This window comes from Duganella aquatilis (assembly GCF_009674565.1).
Lineage (GTDB): Bacteria > Pseudomonadota > Gammaproteobacteria > Burkholderiales > Burkholderiaceae_D > Rugamonas > Rugamonas aquatilis.
Genome location: NZ_WKJL01000014.1, coordinates 14,152 through 36,107 on the forward strand (window position 1 = coordinate 14,152; position 21,956 = coordinate 36,107).

At 64.3% G+C, this 21,956-nt stretch carries 20 protein-coding genes and 1 pseudogene; 11 read left to right on the forward strand and 10 right to left on the reverse strand.

Annotation, left to right across the window (positions count from 1 at the left end):
- The first annotated feature begins 230 nt into the window (after positions 1-230).
- The 5 genes from GJ698_RS18375 (at position 231) to GJ698_RS18395 (ending at position 6,058) form a co-directional block, all read left to right on the forward strand.
- On the forward strand, positions 231-2,690 hold the full coding sequence (locus GJ698_RS18375) for a TonB-dependent receptor (protein WP_154359315.1): 2,460 nt from the start codon (positions 231-233) through the stop codon (positions 2,688-2,690).
- A 185-nt stretch (positions 2,691-2,875) separates the two neighbouring features.
- Positions 2,876-3,796: an alpha/beta hydrolase gene (locus GJ698_RS18380; protein ID WP_229260064.1), complete on the forward strand. Its 921-nt coding sequence runs from the start codon at positions 2,876-2,878 to the stop codon at positions 3,794-3,796.
- A 21-nt stretch (positions 3,797-3,817) separates the two neighbouring features.
- Positions 3,818-4,615 (forward strand): substrate-binding periplasmic protein, encoded by a 798-nt coding sequence (locus GJ698_RS18385; protein ID WP_154359316.1) that lies wholly within the window; start codon positions 3,818-3,820, stop codon positions 4,613-4,615.
- A complete protein-coding gene (gene torT, locus GJ698_RS18390) occupies positions 4,612-5,754 on the forward strand; it encodes a TMAO reductase system periplasmic protein TorT (RefSeq protein ID WP_154359317.1) in 1,143 nt (380 codons plus the stop codon). The genes GJ698_RS18385 and torT overlap by 4 nt, the downstream gene beginning before the upstream one ends.
- A gap of 67 nt (positions 5,755-5,821) precedes the next feature.
- Positions 5,822-6,058 (forward strand): hypothetical protein, encoded by a 237-nt coding sequence (locus tag GJ698_RS18395; protein WP_154359318.1) that lies wholly within the window; start codon positions 5,822-5,824, stop codon positions 6,056-6,058.
- Here the strand turns inward: GJ698_RS18395 and GJ698_RS18400 are convergent.
- Entirely contained in the window at positions 6,038-6,802 is a 765-nt protein-coding gene (locus tag GJ698_RS18400; protein ID WP_154359319.1) for a LytR/AlgR family response regulator transcription factor, read from the reverse strand. The two genes, GJ698_RS18395 and GJ698_RS18400, sit on opposite strands and share 21 nt — an antisense overlap.
- A complete protein-coding gene (locus GJ698_RS18405) occupies positions 6,799-7,920 on the reverse strand; it encodes a sensor histidine kinase (protein ID WP_154359320.1) in 1,122 nt (373 codons plus the stop codon). The genes GJ698_RS18400 and GJ698_RS18405 overlap by 4 nt, the downstream gene beginning before the upstream one ends.
- A gap of 133 nt (positions 7,921-8,053) precedes the next feature.
- On the opposite strand from GJ698_RS18405, the gene GJ698_RS18410 reads away from it, so the two are divergent.
- Positions 8,054-9,103: an acyltransferase family protein gene (locus GJ698_RS18410; RefSeq protein WP_154359321.1), complete on the forward strand. Its 1,050-nt coding sequence runs from the start codon at positions 8,054-8,056 to the stop codon at positions 9,101-9,103.
- Here the strand turns inward: GJ698_RS18410 and GJ698_RS18415 are convergent.
- Both GJ698_RS18415 and GJ698_RS18420 read right to left on the reverse strand, forming a co-directional pair.
- On the reverse strand, positions 9,069-10,445 hold the full coding sequence (locus GJ698_RS18415; RefSeq protein WP_229260065.1) for an MFS transporter: 1,377 nt from the start codon (positions 10,443-10,445) through the stop codon (positions 9,069-9,071). The genes GJ698_RS18410 and GJ698_RS18415 overlap by 35 nt on opposite strands.
- A 108-nt stretch (positions 10,446-10,553) precedes the next feature.
- On the reverse strand, positions 10,554-11,894 hold the full coding sequence (locus GJ698_RS18420) for a GH1 family beta-glucosidase (RefSeq protein WP_154359322.1): 1,341 nt from the start codon (positions 11,892-11,894) through the stop codon (positions 10,554-10,556).
- Between the two features lie 221 nt (positions 11,895-12,115).
- Here GJ698_RS18420 and trmB point away from each other — a divergent pair, with 221 nt between their 5' ends.
- Complete coding sequence (gene trmB, locus GJ698_RS18425) at positions 12,116-12,796, forward strand: tRNA (guanosine(46)-N7)-methyltransferase TrmB (protein WP_154359449.1); 681 nt, start codon at positions 12,116-12,118, stop codon at positions 12,794-12,796.
- 127 nt (positions 12,797-12,923) lie between these two features.
- On the opposite strand, the gene GJ698_RS18430 is transcribed toward trmB, so the two are convergent.
- From GJ698_RS18430 to GJ698_RS18440, 3 genes are read right to left on the reverse strand one after another with little or no spacing between them, the layout of a single operon-like run.
- Positions 12,924-13,301: a hypothetical protein gene (locus GJ698_RS18430; RefSeq protein WP_154359323.1), complete on the reverse strand. Its 378-nt coding sequence runs from the start codon at positions 13,299-13,301 to the stop codon at positions 12,924-12,926.
- On the reverse strand, positions 13,298-13,807 hold the full coding sequence (locus tag GJ698_RS18435) for a hypothetical protein (RefSeq protein ID WP_154359324.1): 510 nt from the start codon (positions 13,805-13,807) through the stop codon (positions 13,298-13,300). The genes GJ698_RS18430 and GJ698_RS18435 overlap by 4 nt, the downstream gene beginning before the upstream one ends.
- 30 nt (positions 13,808-13,837) lie before the next feature.
- Positions 13,838-15,619 carry an amidohydrolase gene (locus GJ698_RS18440; RefSeq protein ID WP_166454898.1) on the reverse strand — a complete coding sequence of 594 codons (1,782 nt, stop codon included), beginning with the start codon at positions 15,617-15,619 and terminating at the stop codon, positions 13,838-13,840.
- A 116-nt stretch (positions 15,620-15,735) separates the two neighbouring features.
- On the opposite strand from GJ698_RS18440, the gene GJ698_RS18445 reads away from it, so the two are divergent.
- Positions 15,736-16,554, forward strand: a complete 819-nt coding sequence (locus GJ698_RS18445) for an FKBP-type peptidyl-prolyl cis-trans isomerase (protein WP_166454899.1) — start codon at positions 15,736-15,738, stop codon at positions 16,552-16,554.
- Here the strand turns inward: GJ698_RS18445 and GJ698_RS18450 are convergent.
- The gene (locus GJ698_RS18450) at positions 16,529-17,431 is read right to left on the reverse strand and encodes a DMT family transporter (protein ID WP_154359326.1); all 903 of its coding nucleotides are present in this window, start codon (positions 17,429-17,431) and stop codon (positions 16,529-16,531) included. The genes GJ698_RS18445 and GJ698_RS18450 overlap by 26 nt on opposite strands.
- A 100-nt stretch (positions 17,432-17,531) precedes the next feature.
- On the opposite strand from GJ698_RS18450, the gene GJ698_RS18455 reads away from it, so the two are divergent.
- The 3 genes and pseudogenes from GJ698_RS18455 to GJ698_RS31435 all read left to right on the forward strand — a co-directional run.
- The gene (locus tag GJ698_RS18455) at positions 17,532-18,458 is read left to right on the forward strand and encodes a helix-turn-helix domain-containing protein (protein ID WP_154359327.1); all 927 of its coding nucleotides are present in this window, start codon (positions 17,532-17,534) and stop codon (positions 18,456-18,458) included.
- A gap of 43 nt (positions 18,459-18,501) precedes the next feature.
- Positions 18,502-18,699 (forward strand): BPSL0067 family protein, encoded by a 198-nt coding sequence (locus GJ698_RS18460; protein WP_154359328.1) that lies wholly within the window; start codon positions 18,502-18,504, stop codon positions 18,697-18,699.
- A 202-nt stretch (positions 18,700-18,901) separates the two neighbouring features.
- Positions 18,902-19,138: pseudogene (locus GJ698_RS31435) on the forward strand (STY0301 family protein); the annotation flags it as partial.
- On the opposite strand, the gene recQ reads toward GJ698_RS31435, so the two are convergent.
- Positions 19,139-20,959 carry a DNA helicase RecQ gene (gene recQ / locus GJ698_RS18465; RefSeq protein ID WP_154359329.1) on the reverse strand — a complete coding sequence of 607 codons (1,821 nt, stop codon included), beginning with the start codon at positions 20,957-20,959 and terminating at the stop codon, positions 19,139-19,141.
- Between the two features lie 28 nt (positions 20,960-20,987).
- Positions 20,988-21,824, reverse strand: a complete 837-nt coding sequence (locus GJ698_RS18470; RefSeq protein ID WP_154359330.1) for an undecaprenyl-diphosphate phosphatase — start codon at positions 21,822-21,824, stop codon at positions 20,988-20,990.
- Positions 21,825-21,956: the final 132 nt, after the last annotated feature.

A 21,956-nucleotide genomic window follows, 5' to 3' on the forward strand; every position in this document is an offset into this window, starting at 1 on the left:
AAGTCAGCACTGTCACTCTGGCGCATGGCCGACTGCGCGAGTGATACAACGCTGCTACAATTTTTAAATTGACATCTACAACCGGGATTATGTACCATGAAATCGATTTCACAAATACAGAAAACGATTTCAGAAAAATTGAAATCGATTTCAAACAACTTGAAATCGTTTTCCACGATAAATGGTAGCACCGCCACTCCCCCTGGCGATCGCTCCGCAAAAGGAGACTTATGAACTTGCACGTACCGCAATCCGGGAAGCGTCTGCTCACCCCTATTTCGCTCGCCATTCTCGCCCTGATGGCCGGCGCCACCACCGTTTATGCCGCCGAAGCCGCCGATGCGCAAGCCGCCCAGGCCGCGCCGGCAGCCGAGCAGGCCGCCGCACCCGCCGACAACGGCAAGATCACCGAAGTGTTCGTGACCGCGACCAAGCGCACCACCTCGCTGCAAAAAACCCCGGTTGCGGTGACCGCGCTGAATTCCGCCGCGCTGGACGACAATCACGTCCAGACCATCCAGGACGTCGTCAACCTGGTGCCGGGCTTCTCGGCCACCGGCCAGGGCGACCACGGCGTCATCACCATGACCATGCGCGGCATCGGCAACGACTCCGCCAAGACCGAATACGCCGACCCGGAAGTGGCGTCGTTCGTGGACGGCGTCTACTCGCCGCGTCCGGAAGGCGCGACCGCGCTGCTGTTCGACCTGGACGCGATTGAAGTGCTGCGCGGCCCGCAAGGCACGCTGTGGGGCCGTAACTCCACCGTCGGCGCGGTCAACATGCAGACCGTGAAGCCGGAAATCGGCAGCAACGCCGGCAACTTCGAGCTGGGCTACGGCAACTACGCCCGCATCGGCGCGCGCGGCGCGATGAACATCCCGATCAACAGCACGATGGCGATGCGCGTCTCGGTGGTGCACGAGCAGCACGACGGCTACGTCGACTTCCAGGCGCCGGAGATCCCATCGCTGGCGGCGCAGCAGGCTGCCGCCGCACCGGTGATCGCTGCCTGGAACACGGCGCACCCGACCAATCCGATCGCCTTCCAGCCGATCAACCCGAACAACTACGTGCGCATGGGTAAGAAGTACAGCGCCCAGGACCAGAGCGCGGCGCGCCTGAGCTTCCTGTGGCAGCCGTCGGCTGACCTGAAGTGGAACATCTCGTACGAGCACTACATCGACCGCGGCACCCCGAGCATCAACCTGCTGCAACAGCAGCGCCCAGGCCAGGACTTCTGGTCGGCGCTGGTGGATACCGCGCCAAGCGTGGACCGCGAATCGAACTCGGTGCGCAGCCGCGTCGACTGGCAGATCAATCCGGACATCGCCATGGCCTACATCGCCGGCTATTCGCGCTTCAACGGTTCGTCGACCTTCGACCAGGACGGCGGCGCCAACCCGGCCACCAGCTTCACCACCGCCACCAGCAGCGCCAGCGCCGGCTATCAGGCCAACAACACCGTCGGTTCGAAATACAAGAACTACAGCCATGAGCTGGAATTCATGTCGACCGGCAAACGTGAAGTCGATTGGCTGCTGGGCCTGTACTACGCCAACGAAGACAACAGCATCCGCTTCGACATCCCGATCATGAACGGCACCGAGCAGGGCACCGTCAGCTGGCAGGGTTCCTTCATCCAGCCGAAGGAAACCGTCGATTCGACCGCCGCCTTCGGCCAGGCCACCTGGAACATCGCCGACGCATGGCACCTGACCGGCGGCTTCCGCTACACCTCCGACAAGCGCAAGAACATTGGCGGCACCAACAATGGCTGGAGCGACCTGAGCGCGCCGCAAGTGCCGGTGAATCCTTCGATGAATCCGCTGGCGCCGGGCAACGGCTTCACCACCTACCAGAACAACGACGGCGTCTACAAGGACCACAAGCTGACCGGCCTGGGCCGCGTCAGCTACGACATCGACAAGAACAATATGGTGTTCGCGTCGGTATCGACCGGCTACAAGTCCGGCGGCCTGCAGGACGGCGGCCGTCCTTACGGTTCGGAGACCCTGACCAACTACGAAGTCGGCTCCAAGTCGACCTTCCTGGGCGGCAAAGTCCGCATGAACAACTCGGCGTATTACGAGAAGTTCAAGGGCTTCCAGTTCAGCGCGCCGGTCACCAATCCTGACGGCACCCGCGGCCTGGCCACCAACAACGCCGAAGGCGCCAATGTCTGGGGCCTGGAAACCGAGATCGCCGCCAAGATCACGCCGGACGACCGCGTGCAGTTCACCGCCGCCTACACCCACGCCAAGCTGAAGAAACTGATCGGCGGCAGTAACGACTACGTGCTGCCGGCCTGCTCGATCCCTGGCATCAGCACCTGCCTGGACGTGACCGGCAACGACATGCCGCACGCGCCGAAATTCGCCATGCAGCTGCAGTACCAGCACAGCTTCGAGCTGGCCGATGGCACGCTGATCCCGCGCATCAGCACCCACTACGAAACCGCCAGCTGGCTGAGCGTGTTCAACCTGGGTGAGCCGGATCGTCAGAAAGCCTACAACCGTACCGATATCGGTTTGCGTTACGACGCGGCCGCCAAGTGGTACTTCGACGCCTTCGTCCGCAACGTCGAAGACGGCAAGATCAAGACCAGCGCCATGAACGCCAACGGTCCGTGGCAGGCGCAGTACCTGCCGCCGCGTACCTTCGGCATCAACGTGGGCCGCTCGTTCTAAGCACCGAGTTTTTCATGTAGTCCAGTGTTGTCTGTGGTTTTACAACCCCTCGCGCCTTCACCGGCCGAGGGGTTTTTTTGTGCGAGACCCGCACATCGCTGCGGCCAGGGTCTGACCCCGTACGGGGTCAGACCCTTTCGGTCGGGGTTATACTTTGGGACTGTATTGTTGACGCCGAGGTGTTGATGCCTGTCCTGAGTGTTTTGCTTGCCGCTGCCCTGGTGGCCGCACCCCCTTGTGTGGAGCCGTCGCCCGATCCGTCCAATACTTACGATGCCCCGCATACTTATGACAAGCTGGTGCGCGACTATCCCGCCATCCGCATCGCCGGCGACGCGCTGCCGGCCGGCGTGCGCAAGAGCGCCGACCAGACCTACGCGCAGTACGGCGCGCGCTGCCTCAAGCTGGATCTGTACCGCCCCGCCGGCGACCGGCTGCCGGTGGTGGTGTTCGTGCACGGCGGCGGCTGGAAGGCCGGCTTCCGCTCGGAATTCGTGCCGATGGCGCTGCGCCTCACGCAGCACGGCTACGCGGCGGTGACGGTCAGCTATCGCCTGTCCGGCGAGGCGCGCTATCCGGCGGCGGTGCAGGATGTGCTGGCGGCCGTGCGCTGGGTGCGCGCGCATGCGGCGGAATTCGGGCTGGACCCGAACCGCATCGCGCTGGCGGGCGGCTCGGCCGGCGGCCAGATCGCCAGCCTGGCCGGCGTCACGGCCGGCGATGACGTCAAGGCCATCGTCAATATCGACGGCCTGTCCGACTTCACCAGCGAACTGGCGCTCAAGTACGAGGACGATCCGAAGAAGAATCCCTCGTCGGCCGGCGCCTGGTTCGGCGGCCGCTATGCCGAGACGGCGGCGCTGTGGCGCGAAGCGTCGCCGATCCGCCATGTGCGCGCCGGCATGCCGCCCATCCTGTTCATCGGCAGCGCGCAGCCGCGCTTCTCGGCCGGCCGCGAGGAGATGATGGCGAAGATGGCCGCCGTCGGCGTCGCCAGCGACAAGGTGGTCCTGCCGGATACGCCGCACTCATTCTGGCTGTTCGATCCATGGCTGCAGCCGACGGTCGATGCCACCGTGGCATTCCTGCATCGGCACTTGCCTTAGCTCGTGCTAGTATCCAGCCATATGCGAAAGACGATCTTTCTTCTGCTGGCGCTGGCGTCGGCGCCGGTCCATGCGGCCGAGCGGCTGGCGGTGGGTACGACCTTCAGCCACATCTTCGAGCAGGGCGCGGACGGCCAGTGGCACGGACTGGGCGTGGACGTGCTGCGCACGCTGGCCGCGCGCGCCGGCGACTCGGTGCGCTTCAAGCTCTATCCCTGGCCGCGCGCGCTGGCGATGGTGGAACGGGCCCAGGCCGACATCCTGGTCGGCCCGTATAAATCGCCGGAGCGTCTCAAGCTGTTCGCCTTCATGGATCATCCGTTTTACCGCGACCGCATGGTGTTCTACGCGCGCAGCGACAGCAACCCGCCATGGCAGGGCGACCTGGCCGCGCTGAAGAACCGCCGCATCGCCGCCGTGCGCGGCTGGCACTATGGCGCGCAGTTCGACCAGGTCCGCCCGCTGCTGGACATCAGCGAAGTGCCGCAACTGGAAAACGGCGTACAGATGCTGGCGCTCGGCCGCGTCGACCTGCTGGCTACCAATCAGCGCAACAGCACGGAACTGATCGGCGGCCTGCACCTGGAGCGCGCGCTGACGGTGCTGTGCCCCGACATCACGCAGCTGGACGGCTACCTGGCCTTCCCGCGCAGCCCTAAATTCTCCGCCGTCCGCGCGCGCTATAACGCACTGTTCACCGAAATGGTTCGTTCCGGTGAACTGGCGCGGCTCGGCGCCCGCAACGGCGTGCTGGTGCCTTCGGGCGACGCCAGCGCCCGGCCGTCCGGCGCCTGCACCGATAAACGTGATAAACCATGATGACGAAACACTTCCTTAACCTGGCCATCTGCGCGGCGCTGGCGCTGGGCGCGGCGCCGGCGATGGCGCAGCAGGCCGCCGCGAAGTTCGCGCCGATACCCATCAGTTCCATCTTCCGCCCGCTGCAGGCCAACGGCACCGCCGACGACGCGCTGGCCAGCGGCCGCGTGGTGCAAGGCGTGTACGGCCCGGCCGCCCACGCCAGCAAGCATTGGCGCATCGCCTTCCTGTTCCCGCACACCAAGGATCCATATTGGAGCGGCTGCGCCTATGGCGTCATCAGCGAGGCGAAGCGGCTGGGCGTGGCGGTCGATATCCTGCCGGCCGCCGGCTACGACGACCTGCATGGCCAGTTGCAAAAAATCGAAGAGGCCATCGCCGCCAAATATGACGCCATCGTGATCTCGCCGATCAGCATGACGGCCACCAACAGCGCCATCGCCAAGGCGCGGGCGGCGGGCATCCAGGTGCTGGAGCTGGCCAACGACAGCCGCAGCGATGACCTCAACCTGAAGGTGACCACGTCGCTGCGCAGCATGGGCGCGGAGGCGATGCGCTGGGCGATCCGCGACGCGCAGCAGCGCGGCCTGAAGACCATCAACATCGCCTTGCTGCCCGGTCCCATGGGCGCCGGCTGGGTCAAGGGCGAAGTGGACGGCGCGCGCATCGCGGCGCAGGAGGCGCCGATTGAAGTCAACATTCTCGATATCCGCTACGGCGACAGCGAGCGCGGGCTGCAAACGCAGCTGACCGGGCGCATTCTCGCCAGGCATGGCGCGCGGCTCGACTACATCCTTGGCTGCACCGGCTGCGCGCCGGCGGCGCTGGCGCCCATCAAGACGGCGAAACTGGACGACAAGATCCGCGTGGTGGCGTTCGACTTGACCAGCGAAATCGCGCAGCTGATACGCGCGAAGGAAATCTATGCGGCGGCCGACACCAAGGGCGTGAGCCAGGCGCGCGTGGCCATCAATGCCGCCGTCAATCTGCTGGAAGGGCGCGTCAAGGAGCAGCCGCACACCATCCTGGTCAGGGTCGGCATGCTGGATCAGCAGAACCTCGCTAACTATCCTTTTGATACCTCGATTGCACCGGAAGGTTACCGGGTGCAGTTGTCCTACGACCCGTCGAAAGAATAAGTGTACCGAACGCCCACGCGGCGGCGTCTTGCGTTAATCTATATGGATTCCCAATCAGGAGGCCATCATGATACCGGAGCGCGACAGGCGACAGGCAAGGCCGCAAACGTCGGACACCACGGGCTGGCATTCGTATGATTTCATCGTGCGGCAGGCGTTGCAGGTGCAGCGCGACATCGGCACCCCCGGTGCGTTGGAGTTGCTGCAAAACATGGGTCTGAATCCGCAAGTGATCGCCCGCGTGCTGTCGCCCGAGCGCCGCGTGCGCGAGGAAGACCTGCGCTCACTGACCGGCGACGCCTAGGCTGGCCTTCAGTTCCTGTACGTAGCGTGCGCTGGCAGGCAGTTGCGCGCCACAGGCCAGCGTCAGCTGGTAACGGCCGTCTCCCACCACCGCCAGGCGCCGGACCTGGTCGCGGCGCACGATGGCGGTGCGGTGCACCCGCAGGAATTCTTCCGGCCGCAGCAGCTGTTCCACGCGGCTCAGCGGCACCCGGTGCAGCACCGTGCGCGCCGCCAGATGCAACTCCACGTAATTTCCCGCCGCCTGCAGCCACAGCACGTCGCGCACGAGGATCTGCTCTATGTATCCGACCGAACGCACGCTGAAGCTGTCCATGTACTGTGTATGGCTGGCGGTGGCGTAGCCGTGCAGCGCGGCGCGGTATGCTTCGCCGTGGCGCGAGGCCAGCATGGCGTTGGCGCGGTCGATGGCCTGCGCCAGCCGGCGGTCGTCGATGGGCTTGAGCAGGTAGTCCAGCGCGTGCACTTCGAACGCGTCCACCGCGTGGGTGTTGTAGGCAGTGACGAAGATGATCAGCGGCGGCTGCGGCAGGCGGCTCAGTTCACGCGCCAGTTCCAGTCCGCTTTCGCGCGGCATCTGGATATCGAGGAACACCACGTCGGCCGGCGATTGCGCCAGCGCGCCGCGGGCGGCGGCGGCGCTGTCGCATTCGGCCAGCAGCCGCCAGCCCGGAACGGCTTGCAGCGCCAGGCGCAGGTTGGCGCGGCCCGGTGCTTCGTCGTCGACGATGAGGTAGGCGGTCAATCCCACTCTCCCAGCGGCAGGCGGATTTCCGCGTAAAAGCGGTCGCCGCGCTTTTCGGCGTGCAGCGAGGCGGCCGGATCTAACATCAGCAGCCGCTCGCGCGTGTTCTTCAGCCCAAGGCCGGTGCCGGGATTGGGCGGCGCCTGCGCACTCAGGGGATTGGAAACGGTGATCAGCAGTTCGGACGCCAGACGCGTGACGTGGACGCGGATATCGCTGCGGCCATCGTGGCAATCGAGGTCGTGGCGCAGCGCGTTTTCGATCAGCGGTTGCAGCAGCAGCGGCGGGCACGGAACTTCGTGCAGCCCGGTGTCGTCGCAGTCGATCTGGATCTGCAAACGCAGGCCGTAGCGCAGGCGTTGCAGGTCGGTGTAGTCGTGGACGAATTGCAGTTCTTCGCCGAGGCGCACGGCGTCGCGCAGGCTGGCCGACAGGGCGTAGCGCAGCAGGTCGCTCAGGCGGCTGATGCCTTGCAGCGACACGGCCTTGTCGCCGTCGCGCACCAGCGCGCTGATGGCGTTCAGTGCGTTGAAGATGAAGTGCGGCTCCAGCTGCGCGCGCAGCGCCAGCATGCGTTGCTGCTCCAGTGCCAGCGACAGTTCCAGGTTCTGCGTGTGCGTGCGCTGCAAGGCCTGTTCGCGTGCGCGCGCCAGGCGCCAGTTGCCGATGGCGACAATGATGGCATAGGTGGCGCCGGTGACGAACCAGCTGAAACGGCGCATCCGCAGGCGCGTCTGGTAGATGCTTTGCAGGTTGGGGCCGTCGCCGTTGTGGACCCAGTCCACGTACAGCCATTGCAGCGGCTGGAACAGCACCATCACCACGATGAAGAAGCCGGCCACGTTGCGCCACGGTTCGAACAGCGTCGGCCGGCGCAGCAGCGCCAGGCACAGGATGGAACTGAGCAGCATCATTGGCACGTAGTCGATGCACCATTGCTGCCATAGCCGCAGGAAGCTGGACGCGTTGGCCGCGCCGTAAGCGCCGGCCGCGCTGATCGTTGCCCAGGCCAGCGCGTTCAGCGCCACCGTTTGCAGCGCGGCGGTCCATCGCGGACGCGGCGCGGCCCATGGCGCGGCGCGCGCCGTTTCGAGGTTGGCGTTGGACGGGGTGCTCATCGGCGCGAGTATAGCAGGGGCGATTCGCGCCTCCGCCGGGCTGCGTCACATGGAACCGGGATTTCGTCCCACGCGTTCCGCAACGGCGGGCGGCGACGGCAGAATCGCGTTTTCACATGCATGAAGGAAGACGATGAGGATACACGGACTGGATACCCTGCGCGCCGCAGCCATTGTGTTGGTGCTGATGTACCACTACGGCGTGGTGGCCGGCGGCAGCGATTTCGGCGCGGCAGGGCGCATTGGCTGGGCGGGCGTGGACCTGTTCTTCGTGCTGAGCGGCTACCTGATCGGCAATCAGATCCTGTCGCAGCGCATGCCGCTGTCGACCTTCTTCGGCCGCCGCCTGCTGCGCACGCTGCCCAACTATTACGTGGTGCTGGCGGTGTACTTCCTGTTTCCGGCGGCGCTGGGCGGCAGCGCCACCGCGCCGCTGTGGCGCTTCCTGACCTTCACGCAGAACTTCGGCCTGGAATACGGCCAGACCTTCACGCATGCGTGGTCGCTGTGCATCGAGGAGCAGTTCTACCTGGTGCTGCCGCTGGCGGTTCTGCTGCTGCGCCGTCCGCGCTGGGGATGGCTGGCGATGGCGCTGGCCGTGGCGTGCGCGGTGACCTTCCGTGCGCTGGCGTGGTCCAAGGGGCTGCAGCCGTTTTCGCAGGAGGTGTACTACGCCAGCTTTGCGCGCTTCGACGAGCTGCTGCCCGGCGTGGCGATTGCGATGCTGAAGAATTTCCACCGGCCGCTGTACGACCGCATTCTGCGGCACGGCAATCTGCTGCTTGCGGCGGGACTGGTGTTGTGCGGCGTGCTGCTGGCGCGCTTCTACGATGAGTCGTTTGTGATGACGGCGTTCGGCTTTACGCTGCTGGCGTTGAGTTTCGCCTTGCTGCTGCTGGCGGCGCTGAGCCCTGCCTCGCTGCTGGCGCGTGTGCGGGTGCCGGGTGCGGAGAGCCTGGCCTTGTGGTCGTACGCGGTCTACCTGGCGCACAAGCCGCTGTTCAAGATCGTCGGCGAGGCGATGCCGCTGGACCGTCATGCGGCGCCGGGCATCGCGCTGGTGATGCTGGCCGGCGTCGGCGGCGGATGGCTGCTGTACCAGCTGGTCGAGCAGCCCTTCATGCGCCTGCGCGCGGCCTGGTTTCCCGTTACTCCTTATGGTGGAACGGTGCGAACCACGTGACCAGGAACGATGGAATGGTGGCCGCCATCACCAGCCAGAAGTAGTGTACATAGCCCAGCGCCTGCTGCAGGTGGCCGCTGATCACGCCGGTCACCATCATGCACAGGCCCATCAGGCCGGTGCCGAAGGCGTAGTGGGTGGTGGTGTATTTGCCTGGCGCCAGTTGCTGCATCAGGTAGATCATGAAGCCCACCGAGCCGAAGCCGTAGAAGAACTTCTCGACCGCCACGCCGGCGGAAATGATCAGCAGGTTATCCGGCTGGTACATGCTCATCAGCAGGAAGGTGACGTTCGGGATGTTGACAGCGCAGCACAGCGTGAACAGGGTTTTCTGCAGGCCGCGGCGGGCCACGAAGATCCCGCCCAGCAGGGAGCCCAGCAGCACGGCGATCAGGCCGTAGGTGCCGTAGATCAGGCCCAGCATCTCGTTCGACAGACCGAGGCCGCCCTGCGTCACCGGATCGACCATGAAGAACGGTCCGATCTTTTCCAGCAGGCCGATACTGAAGCGGAAGATGAAGGCGAAGCCCACCATCAGCCACACGTCGCGCTTCTGGAAGAAGGTGGCGAAGGAGTCCTTGAGGATGTAGGCCGCTTCGGCCACCGACGATGGCGCGTTTTCCGCCTTGGCGCCGTCGGGCATCACGCGCATATGCCACAGCGCGGTGACGATGGTGATGCCGGCGACGATGAAGAAGATGATGCGCCACGAATCGATCCACTCCGGACCGAAGGTGCCGGCCTGGTGGTGGAAGTAGTGGGTGTGCAGCCAGCCGCTCAGGTACACCATGCCACCCGAGGCGACGATGGGGCCGACGTTCCAGCTGAGGCTCTGGATGCCGCAGAACAGCGACTGGGTCTTGGTGTCGAGCGAGGTGACGTAGACGCCGTCGGAGGCGATGTCCTGCGTCGCGCCGACCAGCGACAGTATGCCGAACAGGAACACCATGATGACCATGTAATCCGGCAGCGACATGGCCAGCGCCACGGCCGCAAAGCCGATGCCGACGATCAGCTGCGCGCACAGCACGAAGAACTTCTTGGTGCGGTACATTTCAACGAAGGGCGCGAACAGCGGCTTGATGGTGTAGGCCAGGATCAGGTAGCTGGCGTATTGCGCGGCCTGGCCGTTGTCCATGCCGAGGTTCTTGAACATGATCGACGTCACGCTGGTGAGCATCATGTAGGTCAGGGCCATGGCGAAGTAACCGCTCGGCACCCACAGCATCGGCGTGCCGCGCGCGAACATGGCGCGGAACAGCGATGGGGGGGCGGCGGTTGGCGCCGTGTCCGGTGCGGCGGCCTGCGGCTCTTTCGGCAGGGCGGAAGGTGCGGTACTCATAGTGTCGTCCTCGTTGTTCTCGGTGGAGTGTAGCACTGGCTCTTCGGCCATTCTTCAAAACGGGAACCGCCGGCCCGAAGGCCGGCGGCGGTACTACGGTTGTGTTGCTCAGGCGGCGTGCGCGCTCTTTTGCGGACGCTGTTGGATCAGGTAGTCGCGATACCACAGCGCGCTGTGCTTCGGCGTGCGCTGCTGGGTTTCGTAGTCGACGTGGACGATGCCGAAACGCTTGGCGTAGCCCGAGTTCCATTCAAAGTTGTCCAGCAGGCTCCACAGGAAGTAGCCCTGGATGTTCACGCCCTGCAGGCGGGCGTCGTTCAGCGCCTTCAGGTGGCGCTTGACGAAATCGATGCGCGCTTCGTCCGGGACTTCGCCGTTGACGATGGTGTCCGGATTGGCCATGCCGTTTTCGGTGATGTAGATCGGCGGCAGTTCGTAGTCGGCGTGCAGCTTGAGCAGCAGTTCGGTCAGGCCGTCCGGGAAGATTTCCCAGCCCATGTCGGTCTTGCCCAGTTTGCACTCCGGCTGGCGCGGCGGCGTTTCGGTCGAGCAGAAGGCGCGGAAGTAGTAGTTCACGCCGAGGAAGTCGATCTTCTGGTGAGCGATTTCCAGGTCGTCGTCCTGCACCACCGGCGCGTTGTCGCCGTGGACCTTGAGCGCCAGTGCCGGGTATTTGCCCTTGAAGATAGGATCCATGAACCATTCGACCGAGCGCGAATATTCGAATTCGGCGGCGGCCTTGTCGGCGGCGCTGTCGGTGGCCGGATCGGCGGTCCACTGGTTCAGCACAATGCCCAGCTGGGCCGTGCTGCCGACCTTGCGCATGGCGCTCATCGCCAGGCCGTGCGACAGCACCAGGTGGTGCGAGACCTGGATCGACTGTTTCAGGTCCGCCACGCCCGGCGCGAACTGCGCGTTGCCGTAGCCCAGATTGGCGGTGCACCACGGTTCATTGTGCGTTGCAATCGTTTTCACGCGATTGCCGAAGCGGCGCGCCACTTCCGCCGCGTATTCGGCGAAGTGGTAGGCGGTGTCGCGGTTCAGCCAGCCGCCTTCGTCCTGCAGGCCTTGCGGCAGGTCCCAGTGGTACAGCGTGATGTGGGCGGCGATGTTTTTGCTTTCCAGTTCCTTCAGCAGGCGGTCGTAGAAATCCCAGCCGGCTTCGTTCCACGCGCCTTTGCCTTGCGGCTGCACGCGCGCCCAGGCCATCGAGAAGCGGTAGGCGTCCACGCCCAGGCTGGCCATGATGGCCACGTCTTCCGGGTAGCGGTGGTAGTGGTCGCAGGCGACGTCGCCGTTGGTGCCGTCGATGACTTTGCCGGGCGTGTGGCTGAAGGTGTCCCAGATCGATGGGCCCTTGCCGTCGGCGGTGGCGCCGCCTTCAATCTGGAATGCACTGGTGGCAACGCCCCAGGTAAACGAGGGTGGGAATTGCGTGAAATCGGTCATTGTCTTTATCGTTTTAATGGATTAACAGGGGCGGAAGGGAGGACATAGCTACGTTTGAAAACGATTTCACGCCTCATGTGATGATTAGACCTCAACTGCCTGTGAGTGTCAATCGATTTGAAAAAGCGCGCCGGCAAGCCTGATATAATGCCGCCTCAAATAAATTAACGCCGATTCCACTCATGTCTTCCGATACGCCTAAAGACGGCCAAGCACGGCCGATGCTGTACGACCCGACCGAACACCGCATTCGCAGCTTCGTCACCCGCGCGGGACGCCTGTCGACCGCGCAGGCGCGCTCGCTGGAAGAGCTGGGTCCGAAGTTCCTGATCGAGTACAGCAAGGCGCCGCTGGACTATGAACAGACCTTCGGCCGCAAGGCGCCGGTGGTGCTGGAAATCGGCTTCGGCATGGGCGGCACCACGGCGCACATCGCCGGCGTGATGCCGGAGAAGGATTTCATCGGCGTGGAAGTGCATACGCCGGGTGTGGGCAGTCTGCTGAAGCTGATCGGCGAGCAGGCGCTGACCAATCTGAAGGCGATCCAGCACGATGCGGTGGAAGTGCTGAACCACATGATTCCGGATGGCTCGCTGCATGGCGTGCATATCTACTTCCCGGACCCGTGGCACAAGGCGCGCCACAACAAGCGCCGTCTGATCCAGTCGCCGTTCGTCAAGCACCTGGTGCAGAAGCTGGAAGTGGGCGGTTACCTCCATCTGGCCACCGACTGGGAAGACTACGCGGTGCAGATGCTGGAAGTGCTGAGCGCGGAAGAGGGCTTGCAGAATACCGCCGAAGGCTACGCGCCGCAGCCGGCCTATCGTCCGCTGACCAAGTTTGAAAACCGCGGCCTGAAGCTGGGCCATGGCGTGTGGGATCTGGTCTTCACCAAGAAGTAGTTGGCGCTTACCCCAGAGGTTGGGGTCTGACCCCGTACGGGGTCAGACCCCTGTGCGCCGCAGTGCGGGGCTGAACGGTTTCCGCGTGCCTCCCAGAAAAGCAAAACCGAAGCCGCCTCTTGGGGTGTTATTTGCGCAGTACCCCGTTCAGGCGCTTCATCGTCTCATCCGGCGTCGCCATGGTGCACCACAGGCGGCGGTCGTCGTAGATCACTTCCGAGAATTTTCCCATACGTTCACGCCCCGGCAGGTCAACCCAGGCCAGCATGCAGGCCGGCTGCTCGTTCGCCTTCAGCAGCACCAGCTGGCGCTTGGCCGGGGTGTTGCGCAACTCATACGGAATGTTGGCCGCCTTCAGCGCGGCAGTCACCTTGGTGATGGCGTCGCCCTGCGGCATGCCTTGCTTCGTGTAGTGATGTGGCTCGCGGTCGTTGTAATGCACGATCAGCGGCGGCTCGGCAGCCGCCGCAGTGAGCGAGATCAGCGCGGCCGCGAGCATCTTCATTTTTCCAGCGGCTCCACGTCCAGCACCACCACATACGACAGGCGCTTGCCCTGCCACAGCGCGCCGCCGCGTACCTGCGCGTCGACGGTGCTCAACTGGCCGGCGGCTTCCTTCTTGCGCAGCAGTTCGCGGAACTTGACGGACGCCTTCTGCGACAGATAGCCCACCATGCGGCCTTCAATGAAGACGGCGACCGCCTCGTTCTCGTAGGCGTTGCGGTCATCCGGCATCAGCGTCGCCACGTAGGGTGCGGCGGCGGCGTTGTCGCCATGCCCGCCGGCCAGCGCGCGCAGCGTCGGCTGGTAGCGCGACTCGTTCATCACCTCCACCATGAAGCGGCCGCCGTCGGACCAGTGCAGCGCCGGCGCGCTGTCCGGCAGCGTCGGCTCATACGGCACGCCGGACGGCAGCGGCAAGGCCTTCGGCTTGTTCGGATTAGACTTGATGATGGCATAGACCACCGCCGCCGTGACGACGATGATCAGCAGGGAAATGAGGGGCTGCATGGCGTGCTTAGTTAAACAAAGGCCGCCATCTTACCGCATGCCCTTGGACTGATAGACGATTTTGCCGCCCACCACCGTTTGCAGCACCTTGATGTTGGCGATGTCCTCGGCCGGTATGGTGAAGAAGTTGCGGTCCAAAACAATCATGTCGGCCAGCTTGCCCACTTCCAGCGAGCCGGTTTGCGTTTCCTGGCGCAGCGTGTAGGCGGCGTTCAGCGTGATGGCGCGCAGCACCTCGGCGCGCGGCATGCCCGGTTGCGCGGTCAGGCGGCCGGCGTACTCCTTGCCGGCGTCCGGCGCGGCGGTGCGGGTCACGCCGACCTTCAACGCAAACCATTCATCCAGTGGATCGACCGGCCAGTCGCTGCCATAGGCGATGCGCGCGCCGGCGTTGAGCAGCAAGGCCTGCGGTTCGACGGTGGCGTAGCGCTGCGGTCCCATGTAGTCCTTCAACGCGCCCAGTGTGTCGGGCGCCGGTTTACCCCACTGGAAGGACAGCACCGGCGTCACATCCAGCCTGGCGAAGCGCGGATAGTCGGCGGGATCGACGATTTCGTCGTGCGCCAGCGCCGGGCGTACGCGCTTGCCTTCCGGCGTGGCGCGCAGGGCTTCGATGGCGTCCAGCGATTCGCGCACGGCGCGGTCGCCGTCGACGTGGATGTGCGGATCGATGTGCGCGCGCGCCAGTTCCTTGAGCGTGGTGCGCAAGGCATCCTGCGAGAAGTAGCTGGCCGGGCCGGTGCTGGCGCCAGGCTGCCAGTCCGGTTTCTCCGGCGTGCCCTTGTTGACAAGGTAGGGTTCCAGCATGGCGCCGGTGAAGGCGGGCGCCGAGATCACGCCATCCATGAACAGCTTGGCGTGCCGCACCTGCATCGATGGCGCCACCCTGGTCGGTCCCTGGTCGAACTGCTTCTGCTGCTTGAGCAGTTCCGCCACCGCGCTTTGCGGCGTCGCGCCTTTATCGAGGTCGATCAGCACCGCGAAGTGCGCGCGCGCCGTCAGCTTGCCCTGCTTTTGCAGGTCGGTGAAGGCGGTCATGGTTTCCGGATCGGTGTAGGCGTCGAGGAAGCTGGTGATGCCTTGCTGGCGCATCGCCGCCAATGCGGCCTTGGAGGCGGCCAGGTTCTCGGCCACCGTCAGCGGCGGCAGCAGGTTCATCGCCATGTCCTGCGCGGCGTCTTCCAGCAGGCCGGTGGCGTTGCCCTTGTCGTCGCGGGTGATCTTGCCGCCGGCGGGATCGGGCGTGTCGCGTTCCACCTTCGCTACCTTGACGCCTTTGGAGTTCAGCAGCGACGAGTGGCCGAAGGACGAACGGACGATGATCGGCCGGTCGGTCTTGAGCACGTCCAGCATGCCGGCGGTGGTTTCCACGCCGTCCGGCAGCATCCCCTGCTGGAACCAGTTGACCACCACCAGCCAGCGGTCGGCGCCGGATTTTTTGTCGCGGTCGATGCAGGCCTGGATGCGCGACTGGAACTGCGGCATCGTCAGCGATTCATAATTCAGGCTGCAGTTGAGCAGGCGGCTGCCGCCCGATTGCGGATGCATGTGGCCGTCGATCAGGCCGGGCATCAGCATGCGGCCCTGCAGGTCGATCACCTCGGTCTTCTTGCCGGTGAGGGCCTTGGCGCCGTCGTTGTCGCCGACGTAGACGATGCGGCCGCCGCGCACTGCCAGCGCCTGCTGCACGCTGTCCCTGGCGTCCACCGTGTAGACGTAGCCGTTGCGATAGACCGTGTCGGCCGGTTTGTCGGCAGCGTGTGCGGCCGACAGCATCAGGGTGAATGCTACAAAACTGCCGATTCTGGTCATGCGACTCTCCAAGATACCAAGATACAAACGATTACAAATTTTCAGCGCGCTTTTACTTTCCTTGCGGTATTGTCTGGCGTCTTGATATTTTGCCACCTTACAAGGATAAACGCGCCATGAAATTGAAGTCGTCTCTGATCGCCGCCTGTGTTGTTTTGTCGACGCTTACCGCTTGCGGCGGCGGAGGCGGTTCCGGCTCCGGTTCCAACGGCAGCGTCACCACGCCTGCCGATAACCCGAGCAGCTTCAGCCAGACTGACAGCGTGGTGGGCACGGGCACGCTGGCCAACGCCACCAATATCGTCGGCATCCGCTACTCTGCCTGGCTGTACAGCGCTTCCGCGGCGGACCACAAGGGCGCCAAGATCGACAACAACCTGACCAGCGCGACGCCGTACGTGTTCACGCTGGGTTCCGGCGTGGTGCTGAAGGGTTTGGACCAGGGCGTGACCGGCATGAAGATCGGCGGCCAGCGTACGCTGATCATTCCAGCCAGCCTGGCGCTGGGCTCGACCGGTTCGACCACGGTGCCGCCTAACTCGGGCATGGTGTTCGATGTGCAGCTGACGGACGTGCAGGCGCTGGCCGAAGCACCGGCCTTCGGCGTTGCCGATACCGTGGTCGGCACCGGCGCCACTGCCACCACCGGCGCCACCGCCAACGTCAAATACAGCGCTTACCTGTACAGCAGCGTCGCCACTGACCACAAGGGCATCTTGGTCGACACCAACACCACCGCGACCACCAACTTCTCGTTCAAGCTGGGTAGCGGCCAGGTGATTTCCGGCTTCGACCAGGGCGTGACCGGCATGAAGGTGGGCGGCAAGCGCAATGTGACCATGCCGTCGACGCTGGCCTATGGTTCGACCGGTTCCGGCGCCATCCCTGGCAACTCGGGCATGGTCTTCACTATCGAGCTGATCTCGGTGCAGTAAGGCGCAACGGCGGCAGGAACGCCAGCAGGTTGCCCGCCAGGACCAGCGCCAGGCCCGCCAGGGCCGGCGCTGTCCAGTGATAGCCTTCGTAGACGGTCGAAATAGTCAGCGCCACGATGGGGAACAGTACCGTGGAATAGGCCGCGCGGTCCGGACCGATACGGCCTACCAGCATCAAATACGCGGTGAAGCCGATCACCGAACCCGGTATCGCCAGGTACAGCAGGGCGCCCAGGTAGCGCGGCGCCGGATCGAGCGCGAACGGCATGCCCAGCGCCAGCGCGGCCACGCCCAGCGTGGTGGAGCCGATCAGCATGGCCCAGGTATTGGTCAGCCACGGCGTCAGACCCAGGCCCATGCCCTGCATGCGGCTCGACAGCAGATTCCCACATGAGAAGCACAAGGTACCGCCCAGCGTCAGCGCCAGGCCCCACAGCGTATGGCTGTCGTGCCAGTGGCCGGCCATCTGCGGCGCGAACAGCAGCACGATGCCGCCCAGGCCGAACAGCGCGCCGACCATCACCTGCGGCTTGATCGGTTTGCCGAGGAAGAGGCGGCCGTTGATGGCATTCCACAGCGGCGCGGTGGAGAACACCACGGCTTCGAGGCCGCTGGTGATCCACTGGCTGGCGTAGTAAAAGCACAGGAAGTTCACGCAGAACAGCGCGATGCCCTGGGCGAACAGGTAGGGCCAGGCTTTGCGCGGCGGCCACCATGGCTTGCGCGAGATCAGCAGGAAGGCCAACAGCACGGCGGCGGCGATCCAGAAGCGGTAAGCGATCGACACGGGCGCGGGAACCACGCCCAGTTGAAAGCTGATGGCGATCCAGGTGGTGCCCCAGATCAGAACGGTGAGGAGGTAGAGGAAGATATTCATGCCGCCAGCATGCCGTCCGCGCGGCGCGGCGACTTGTCTGAAATTGCGCATATCGCGGCGGCGGCCGGCAGCGCGGCAGGCGCCGTGCTAGACTTTATCCATGTCTTCCCGCGCCCACAACCTGCCTGCCACGCTGCTGTCCTCCTTGCCGGACGGGGAGTTGTCGCATTCCGTCTTCAAGACCATGTCGGAGACCGATGCACAGCTGGAGCGCTTCGCCTGGCTGGGCGACGAGCTGGCGGTGGCCATCTGGCGGCGCGACACGCCGGTGGCGGAAACCAGCTACAACCGGCCGGGCCACCATACCTTGTCCTATTATCTTGACGGCGGTCACCGCACCGAGCGCTCCGAACTGCCCGGCCTGTACGGCGCGCCGAAACGCCTGTGCACCTTGCCGGATTGGCACGAGTCCAGCTGGACGGTGCGCGGCGCCATGCACTTCATGCACGTTTACTTTTTGCCCGAGCATTTCACGCGCCGCGCCGTGGTGGAGCTGGACCGCGAGCCGCGCGAGCTGACGCTGTCCGACCGCACCTACTTTGAACATGAGCGCATCGGCCACCTGTGCGCGTCGCTGGCCGGCATGTCGTGGGAAGGCGCGGACGCGCAGCTGCGGGCCAACGAGATCACGCACGACGCGCTGAGTCATCTGCTGCACGCGCAGTCGGTGCCGCAGCATCAGGGCCGGGTGCGCGGCGGCCTGGCGCCGGCGGTGCGGCGCAAGCTGGCCGATTACATCGAAGCGCATCTGGCGCGCGGCATCACGCTGGGCATGCTGGCGGAGCTGGCGTGTTTGTCGGAGTACCACCTGGTGCGGATGTTCAAGGTATCGTTCGGCATGCCGCCCTCGGCGTGGATCGCCGCGCGCCGCATCGAACGCGCACGCACGCTGCTGAAAACCAGCGACCAGCCCTTGCAGAAAATCGCCGACGCCTGCGGCTACGCGGACCTGAGCCACTTCAGCCACCGCTTCCGCGACGCCGTCGGCGCCCCGCCAAGCCGCTACCGCAGCATCGTGGCTGCCTAGTCTTACAAAGATCCTGCGGCCGATCAAATCCATCATCTCAGCAATGAGCGATAAACATGGAAATCACGCGGCTTTCTTTGTGCGGCAAGGGATGAATGGCTTTTACGTCATGGACCAATGGAAGGGGGCCAACAAATTGCACATCTCTGAGCGCTTCCTGGCGTCACGCGGGAAAAGTAAAGATGGAACGTTTAAGAATCCCAGCAATAACGCCGATGCCTTCTTCGTCATTGAGCACTGATCATGAAGAAAACACCGTGTTATATCTTGGCCGGCATTGGGCTTTTGTCGCAGGCGCGCGCCGGGGAGCTGATGCAGCTCTCCTGTCCAGAGATTGTGCGGGCGGAGTCGATGCAAGTTGTGCCGCCTGAGGGATGGGCCGCCCAGGCGTCGGGAGACTTTCGACTGAGTTCTGCTGGCTTCAATAACGGCCCCCGGAGAAACGGGCCGATCTTAAACCGTGGTCCGTTAGCGTCAAGGGTAGAAAATCAGTTGAAACCTGGCGTTTTGAAGCCGATGAATTTTCCAATGACGGACTGTGGCTGGTTTGCGGCTATGGCGGTGCTGCGGGGCAGGTCACGTTGGCTAAACAAATGCTGTCGGCCTATTCGGCTTGCTCAATCACTTACTCGCCAAGCAGCAAGGCTGGCGCGCGCAGCGTTGCCATTGCTTGCCGCTGACTATTCCAGCTCGCTGATCAGGTTGACGATTTCGTCGCCGTAGGAGGCGAGTTTTTTCTCGCCGACGCCGGAGATGCCGCGCAGGTCGTCCAGCGCCGTCGGGCGGGCCTTGGCGATTTCACGCAGCGTGGCGTCGTTGAAGATGATGTAGGCGGCGACATTGTGTTCGCGCGCCGTGCCCATGCGCCAGGAGCGCAGGCGGTCGAAGATGCGCTGCTCCTCGCCCGACAGATCGCTTTCCACATAACCCTTGGCGGCACGGCTCGGCTTGGCCTTGACCGGTTTCTGGTACTGGCGCAGCTGCACCTTCTGGCCGCCCTTGAGCACCGGACGCGCGGCGTCGGTCAGTTTCAGCGAGCTGTATTGTTCATGGTCGACCGTCAGCAGGCCGAGCGCGATCACCTGGCGCAGGATGGCGCGCCATTCCTGTTCGCTGCGGTCGGCGCCGATGCCGAACACCGACAGGGAATCGTGGTGCCAGGTCTTGATCCGTTCCGTCTCCTGCCCGCGCAGCACGTCGATCACGTGGCCGGCGGCGAAGCGCTGGTCGACGCGGTACACGGTCGACAGAATCTTCTGCACCGGCACCGTGCCGTCGAAGGACACCGGCGGAATCAGACAGGTATCGCAATTGCCGCACGGGCCGGCCTGCTCGCCGAAGTAGTCCAGCAGGCGCACGCGCCGGCAGCTCAGGGTCTCGCACAGGCCCAGCATCGCATCGAGCTTGTTGCCCAAGACGCGCTTGAAGGTTTCGTCGGCCTCGGATTCGTCGATCATCCGCCGTTGCAGCACCACGTCCTGCAGGCCGTAGGCCATCCAGGCGTCGGCCGGGCCGCCGTCACGACCGGCGCGGCCAGTCTCCTGGTAGTAGCCTTCGATACTTTTCGGCAGATCCAGGTGGCAGACGAAGCGTACGTCCGGCTTGTCGATGCCCATGCCGAAGGCGATGGTGGCGCACATGACGATGTTTTCTTCGCGCAGGAACCTGGCCTGGTTGGCCGCGCGCTTGGCGTGATCCATGCCTGCGTGGTAGGCCAGCGCGCGCACGCCGTTCTCGTTGAGGAATTCGGCGGTCTCCTCGACCTTCTTGCGCGACAGGCAGTAGACGATGCCGCAGTCGCCGCCATGTTCGGCGGTGATGAAGTCCAGCAGCTGCTTGCGGCCATTGCCCTTTTCCACGATCGAATAGCGGATGTTGGGACGGTCGAAGGAGGAGACGAATTGCGCCGCGTCTTCCAGTTGCAAACGGTGGACGATTTCGGCGCGGGTCTGCGGATCGGCGGTGGCGGTCAGCGCGATGCGCGGCACGTTGGGGAACTGCTCGTGCAGGATCGACAGCTTGATGTACTCGGGCCGGAAGTCATGGCCCCATTGCGACACGCAGTGCGCCTCGTCGATGGCGAACAGCGCGATGTTCGAGTTCTGGAACAGGTTCAGGCAGCGTTCCGTCATCAAGCGCTCGGGCGCGACGTAGACCAGGTCGATCTCGCCGGTGCGCACCAGGCGCTCGATGCGGCTGGCCTCTTCGTAGGTCTGGGTGGAATTCAGGAAGGCCGCGCGCACGCCGACTTCCTCCAGCGCGTCGACCTGGTCCTGCATCAGCGCGATCAGCGGCGACACCACCACGCCGACGCCGTCGCGCAGCAGCGCCGGGATCTGGTAGCACAGCGACTTGCCGCCGCCGGTGGGCATCAGGACCAGCGCGTCCCCGCCGCCGGCGACATGGCCGACAATCTCCCCCTGCTGTCCGCGGAAGGCCGGATAGCCAAACACAGTTTGCAGCAAATGGAGTGCGCGTTCGTTGTTGTCCTGATGAATCATGATACTGCTACTGCTTTACGGAAAAGTGTTATTCGGCCCAGACGATGGCGCCAGTATACGCGGTCACGAGCACCAGCAGGCCAAAAGCGATGCGATACCACGCAAATACCGTAAAGGTGTGCGAGCTGATATAGCGCAGCAGCCAGCGCACGCACAGGAAAGCCGAGATGAACGCCGACACGGTGCCGATGGTAAACAGCGGCAGGTCGGCGGCCGACAGCAGCGCGCGTTCCTTGTACAGCGAGTAGATGGTGGCGCCCATCAGGGTCGGAATCGCCAGGAAGAACGAGAACTCGGTGGCGACCTGGCGCGACAGGCCGAAGATCATGCTGCCCATGATGGTGGCGCCGGAGCGGCTGGTGCCGGGAATCAGGGCGAAGGCCTGGGCGATGCCGATTTTCAGCGCGTCCAGCGGCTTGAGGTCGTCGACCGAGGTGATGCGGGCCGACGACGGCCGGTCCTTGGCGCGCTTTTCCACCCACAGGATGACGAAGCCGCCGATGATGAAGGCCAGCGCCACCGGCACCGGCGCGAACAGCACGCGCTTGATGGCCTTGTCGAACAGCACGCCGAGCACGGCGGCCGGGATGAAGGCGATCACCACATTGGTGGCGAAGCGTTGCTGGCGCGGATCACCGAGGCCGGTCAGCACGGCGATGATGCGGGCGCGGAACTCCCAGATCACGGCCAGCATGGCGCCGGCCTGGATGACGATCTCGAACACTTTCATTTTTTCTTCCATGCCGTGGAAACCCAGCAGGTGCTCAGTCAGGATCAGGTGACCTGTGGAGGAAATCGGCAAAAACTCCGTAAAACCTTCAACCAGGCCCATGATGAGGGCTTTCAGCGCGAGTACGATGTCCATGAATTAAGTATTTACACGTGGAAGATTGAGAAAAAGGAACGGCAAGCAGGGTGCCGGGGTCGAAGCTTACCATGCCGGACACACAATTTTGCCAATGTGACGCAAGCGTAATCGAGCCTTCCTTAAGGCTGA

Bases quoted from the DNA above. Each gene is read 5' to 3' on its own strand.
- GJ698_RS18415 (WP_229260065.1), bottom strand. From the start codon at position 10,445: ATGAGTACCGCACCTTCCGCCCTGCCGAAAGAGCCGCAGGCCGCCGCA.
- GJ698_RS18440 (WP_166454898.1), bottom strand. From the start codon at position 15,619: ATGACCAGAATCGGCAGTTTTGTAGCATTCACCCTGATGCTGTCGGCC.
- GJ698_RS18380 (WP_229260064.1), top strand. From the start codon at position 2,876: ATGCCTGTCCTGAGTGTTTTGCTTGCCGCTGCCCTGGTGGCCGCACCC.
- GJ698_RS18405 (WP_154359320.1), bottom strand. From the start codon at position 7,920: ATGAGCACCCCGTCCAACGCCAACCTCGAAACGGCGCGCGCCGCGCCA.
- GJ698_RS18445 (WP_166454899.1), top strand. From the start codon at position 15,736: ATGAAATTGAAGTCGTCTCTGATCGCCGCCTGTGTTGTTTTGTCGACG.
- GJ698_RS18420 (WP_154359322.1), bottom strand. From the start codon at position 11,894: ATGACCGATTTCACGCAATTCCCACCCTCGTTTACCTGGGGCGTTGCC.
- GJ698_RS18455 (WP_154359327.1), top strand. From the start codon at position 17,532: ATGTCTTCCCGCGCCCACAACCTGCCTGCCACGCTGCTGTCCTCCTTG.
- trmB (WP_154359449.1), top strand. From the start codon at position 12,116: ATGCTGTACGACCCGACCGAACACCGCATTCGCAGCTTCGTCACCCGC.
- GJ698_RS18395 (WP_154359318.1), top strand. From the start codon at position 5,822: ATGATACCGGAGCGCGACAGGCGACAGGCAAGGCCGCAAACGTCGGAC.
- GJ698_RS18435 (WP_154359324.1), bottom strand. From the start codon at position 13,807: ATGCAGCCCCTCATTTCCCTGCTGATCATCGTCGTCACGGCGGCGGTG.
- GJ698_RS18375 (WP_154359315.1), top strand. From the start codon at position 231: ATGAACTTGCACGTACCGCAATCCGGGAAGCGTCTGCTCACCCCTATT.
- torT (WP_154359317.1), top strand. From the start codon at position 4,612: ATGATGACGAAACACTTCCTTAACCTGGCCATCTGCGCGGCGCTGGCG.
- GJ698_RS18460 (WP_154359328.1), top strand. From the start codon at position 18,502: ATGAGCGATAAACATGGAAATCACGCGGCTTTCTTTGTGCGGCAAGGG.
- GJ698_RS18385 (WP_154359316.1), top strand. From the start codon at position 3,818: ATGCGAAAGACGATCTTTCTTCTGCTGGCGCTGGCGTCGGCGCCGGTC.
- GJ698_RS18450 (WP_154359326.1), bottom strand. From the start codon at position 17,431: ATGAATATCTTCCTCTACCTCCTCACCGTTCTGATCTGGGGCACCACC.
- GJ698_RS18410 (WP_154359321.1), top strand. From the start codon at position 8,054: ATGAGGATACACGGACTGGATACCCTGCGCGCCGCAGCCATTGTGTTG.
- GJ698_RS18470 (WP_154359330.1), bottom strand. From the start codon at position 21,824: ATGGACATCGTACTCGCGCTGAAAGCCCTCATCATGGGCCTGGTTGAA.
- GJ698_RS18430 (WP_154359323.1), bottom strand. From the start codon at position 13,301: ATGAAGATGCTCGCGGCCGCGCTGATCTCGCTCACTGCGGCGGCTGCC.
- recQ (WP_154359329.1), bottom strand. From the start codon at position 20,959: ATGATTCATCAGGACAACAACGAACGCGCACTCCATTTGCTGCAAACT.